The sequence below is a fragment of the Faecousia intestinalis genome (genome assembly GCF_040096185.1).
Lineage (GTDB): Bacteria > Bacillota > Clostridia > Oscillospirales > Oscillospiraceae > JAZOXB01.
This window is the reverse complement of record NZ_JBBMFF010000186.1, coordinates 1-4,934: the sequence shown is the minus strand read 5'-3', so window position 1 is coordinate 4,934 and position 4,934 is coordinate 1. Positions and strand designations below refer to the sequence as shown.

Sequence of the window (4,934 nt, the reverse complement as noted above, 5' to 3'; positions counted from 1 at the left end):
CGGCCGTTGGCCTCCTCGCAATGACAAATCTGGGGGCCTCGCGCCATAGAGGGAAAGCGGCGCATGTTGTCAGCCTGCAAGGCGCTCACTGAGCGCAGCTACATTTTCTCCCACGCGGCAGCCTTGTGCAGGGAACGCCGCTGCAGCCATGTGAAACTTTCCGCTTTCCATTTTCAATTGTCCATTTGCCGCATGCCCTGTTACAACGTACATCTGGCAGCCTATATACCATTCTCCATGACGGAATTTTGAGGCCGGTCCAAAATAGGACTTGATTTCTGTCGAACGATATGGCATAATTTAACTACAGTTAAAACCACAATCAAACGGATGCTTCAAGCTTCCCCCAAGCAAAAAAGGAGGAACTCCTATGAAAAAACGCATCGTGAGCCTGCTGCTGGCGCTGTGCCTGCTGGCCGGGCTTCTGCCTGCCGTGACCCCGCAGGCGGACGCCGTCATCAGCACCGTCATCGGCACCAGTCTGAAAATGTGCACCTCGCTCGTCAAGGGTGGCATATACGCCTGCAGGAACGGGAGCGAGTATGACAACGCCGGGCAGGGCGTGCTGGCCGTGTTCAAATATGCGGGCAGCGATCTGCTCGGCATCGACTTCGGCGGCAGCTCCAGCGGCCAGACGAAGGAGACCGTCATCCAGAAGGTCGACCTGAGCAAGGTCGAGGCGGAGCTCAGCAGCATCAGCAAGCAGCTCGAAAAGAACAGCGCTGCCATCCATCAGCTGGAACGGACCGTCTCGAACGGCATCGCCAGTCTCTCGCAGCAGATGGAGAATCTGAGCGGGCAGATCCAGAATGCAACGCTCGAGCTGAAGTACAGCACCTACCTCAACACGTTCTTTGAGTTCTTCAACCAGTATTACGAGGCCCTGAGCTACTATGACCGCCTTGTGACGGATATGCTGGACGAATCCGCTTCGCCCGCCTATCAGAAGAACATCTACGACCAGTTCTACTCCCTCCAGAACGTGGAATACAGCGGCAACCTGCACTCCGCCGTCGACAAGCTTGGCCGTTATCTGCAGGGCAAGTACATCTATTCCGGCCCCGGCAGCGTTGTGGACGTCCTGACGCAGTATTACATCCTTGCCTATCAGGGCGGCGGCAAGACGGAGGAGGAGGCGCGCGCCGCGGCTGCGCAGAGCACGCAGGACATGATCGTCTACCTCTACTACGCCTATGTCATGGGCGCGTATTATGAGCAGGCGATCGCCCTGTACCAGACGGCCTACATCACGGAAAACGGCGGCCTCTATCAGACGGATTTCGGTACGATGATCTCGCAGAAGCAGATCGACGCGACCATCACCGCCCTCTGGAGCGACGTCGAGCAGACGGCGGGCTGCATTCTGGGCGACCTGCGCTCGAATTATCATCAGGACGTGGCCTTTGAGGTCGTCTACCAGACGCCGGGCGGCAGGATGCTGAACCGCACCATCTCCGGCGACAGCTTCGTCATCGAGACCGGGGCCAATTTCTGGCTGCGCGACCCGGCGGAGGAGCTGGCAAAGTATTTTGACGAATCCCTCAGCGAGGCCTTCTCCGGCATCGCGAAATTCACCATCCGCGCCCAAAGCGCTGCGGATCCGACCTATCTGCAGATCCACGACAACGCGTTCTTCCATGTGAAGACCACGGAAGAGGGCGGGTTTGAATACGGCCGCAGATTCCTCAAGCTCGACGTGGAGTTCGGCGGCAAGACGATGCAGACCATCACGCTCGTGCTCTATAAGCAGATCGACAGCGGCCCGTTTGCGGGCGGCCTCGGCACGGAGGACTATCCGTATATCATTAAAACGGCGGATCAGTTCGCCGCCATTTCACCGCAGGATACCTCGAAGCCCAGCTATGCGGACTGTCAGTTTATCCTGCATAATGAGCTGAATATGGAGGGCAAGTCCTTCACGGGTATGCGGAACTTCAGCGGCACGTTTGACGGAAACGGCCACGAGATCTACAATGTGGTTCTGACGGGCATGGGCGGCAACACGGCCCATACCGTCGGCCTGTTCGGCGAGCTGACCGGCACGGTGCGCAACCTCATCGTGCGCAATGCCACGGTGACCGGCCTGACGGCAGACGGCGACTCCGGCGGCCGCTCGGGCGACCTCTGCGTCGGCGTCCTCGCAGGCCTGGTCAACGGCGGCAGGATCGAATACTGCGCGGTCTACGACAGCTCGGTCACGGGTGAGCACAGCGGCGCAGGCGTTGTCTATGCCGGCGGCGCGGTCGGCAAGCTGGCAGGCAAGGAAACCGGCGAGGCCGGCGAGGCCGCCCTGCGCGGCGTCGTCTGCGTGGATACCTCGGTCCGTGCGGTCACGACGAAGGCGGCCAACCCGCAGGAATTCCTTCCGTGGGCGGACGGCAGCGCGATCGCGGGCGGTCTGGTCGGCTATTACCTGACGGGGACCATAAACGAGTGCGGCTATATCCAGTCCGAGAAGTTCCAGGGCTCCATCAGCGCCAAGGGTGCAACGGGCGCGGCGGCAGGCGGCCTGACCGGCTATGAGCGTGCGCCGTTCTCCAATCTGATGTGGCTGGCGCTCGGCGCTGCGCCGAAGGTCGAGAAGCAGAACGCCTCTGCGGAGGACCGTTACTATCAGGTCGGCCTTCTGACGGGCAATGGCTATGCAGCCAATGCGGTCTATCACCTCTGGGGCAGCCGCGCGTCCGAGCGCGGAAGCACGCCGCTCAACGGCGACCCGTGGTGGCAGCTCCAGTGGAGCACGAAGGCAGTCGACAAGATCACCACGAAGGTCCTGCAGGACCATGTCGATGGGGTAAACTGGAAGGAGAAGCCGGACTTTGACCTCAAGGCCTACACGGAGCGCGAGGACGGCGCGGGCCTGTATCCGGAGTTCGACCTCGGCACGAGTGGCTCGGAATATCAGGCCGTTCTGCTGACGGACGGCCCGATCAGAAAGAACTATGTCGAGGGCGACTATCTCACCCTCTCCGGCCTGAACGTCTGGCAGGATGTCGGCTTCCATGTGGAGGAAGGTGCCAAGTACCCGTATTTCGAGATCACGGAGGGCGCAAATCTGATCAACAAGCCGCTGCCGGCCGGAGAATACCAGTTCGCCGTGCGGGCGTCCAACGGTTATCGCGTCACCTACAAGATCACGGTGAAGCCTACGGAGCACATCTACATCTCGGCTACGACGGAGCCGACCTGCACGGAGGCGGGCTTCACGAATCTGACGTGCCTGCACTGCGGCCTGACGAAGCGGGCCGGGGAGCTGGAGGCGCTGGGCCACGATGTCGTGACGGACGCCGCCGTCCCGCCGACGTGCGTTTCCGACGGCTTGACCGAGGGCAGCCACTGCGCGCGCTGCGGAGAGGTCTTCACGGCGCAGACGACGGTCCCGTCTACGGGCGAGCATGCCCATGTGGTCACACCGGGTAAGGCGGCCACCTGCACGGAGCCGGGCCTGAGCGAAAGCGAGGCCTGCCCCGGCTGCGGCCTTGTGTTCCGCGAGGCGACTGTGCTCCCGGCCCTCGGCCATGACATGGTTGATCACACCATCCTCGCCCCGACCTGCACGACGGACGGCATGCAGCAGAGCGTCTGCAGCCGCTGCGAGCTGATTGGCCCGCTGAAGTCCGTTCCCGCGACGGGCCACGACATGCAGACCCGCACCGTCCTTGCCCCGACCTGCACGGCTGCGGGCATGGAGCAGGAGGTGTGCACGCACTGCGGCGAGACCGGTGCGCTGACGAATCTGCCCGCGCTCGGCCACGATTATGCGGCCGTTGTGACGGAGCCGACGTGCGAAACGCCGGGCTTCACGACGCACACCTGCGGCCGCTGCGGCGACCACTTTACCGACAGCTACATCGCCCCCACGGGCCACACCTACGGCGACGGCGTCGTGACGCGCGAGCCGACCTGCACCCGCGAGGGCGAGATGACCTACACCTGCTCCTGCGGCAAGACTCACACGGAGCCGATCGCGAAGCTGGCGCACAGCTATGTGCCGCAGATCGTCGAGCCGACGTGCACGGAGCTTGGCTACACGGCCTATGTCTGCGCGCACTGCGGCGACCGGACGACGGGCGACTATGTCCGCGAGCTGGGCCATGACTGGAACGCCGGAACGGTCGTGCAGGCCCCGCGCCTGACGAAGGAGGGCCTGCTGGAGCAGACCTGCAGACGCTGCGGTGCGGAGCAGAAGACGGTGCTCCCGGTCCTCGAGTCCTGCGCCGGGACGATCTGCCCGAGCCATGACTATCACGATGCGCCGGAGTTCGGCCACTGGAGCCATGCAGGCATCGATTACACGCTGGAGCTCGGCCTGTTCCGCGGCACGTCTGATACGGAATTCTCGCCGAACGTCGCCATGACGCGCGCCATGCTCGTCACCGTGCTTTATCGCCTCGACGGCCAGAAGGAGCCGACGGGCGCGAACCCGTTCACGGATGTCGAGCCGGACAGCTGGTACACCGAGGCCGTGATCTGGGCCGTGGAGAACGAGATCGTCCTCGGCATGGGCGACGGCACGTTCGCCCCGGAGGCGGAGATCACGCGCGAGCAGATGGCAGCTATCCTGTATCGCTATGCGGCCTATCGCGGCGACGATATGACGACGGATGCCGATCTTGCGGCCTTCCCGGACGAGGAGCGCGTCAGCGCCTATGCCCGCGAGGCGCTGGCCTGGGCCGTGGACCGCGGCCTCATCAACGGCGTGGCGCAGGGCGGCGAGAGCTGGCTCGAGCCGCAGGCGGGCGCGACCCGCGCGCAGGTGGCGACGATCCTCATGCGCTTCCTGAAGCAGAAATAAGCAACGATAACGCGCAGCGCCGCTCATCCGGGCGGCGCTGCTGTCGTTAAAAACGTACAAACCGATTGCGTCTGTAGCGGCGCTCACTGAGCGCCATGCAGGCTGACGTTGTTTGCGGTACAAATTCAGTGGCGCAAGG

General features: G+C 63.1%; 1 protein-coding gene. It reads left to right on the top strand.

The genetic code is table 11. The features are described from left to right. Positions 1–370: 370 nt before the first annotated feature. On the top strand, positions 371–4,795 hold the full coding sequence (locus WMO66_RS05795) for an S-layer homology domain-containing protein (RefSeq protein ID WP_349135445.1): 4,425 nt from the start codon (positions 371–373) through the stop codon (positions 4,793–4,795). Positions 4,796–4,934 lie beyond the last annotated feature (139 nt).

Bases quoted from the DNA above. Each gene is read 5' to 3' on its own strand.
- WMO66_RS05795 (WP_349135445.1), top strand. From the start codon at position 371: ATGAAAAAACGCATCGTGAGCCTGCTGCTGGCGCTGTGCCTGCTGGCC.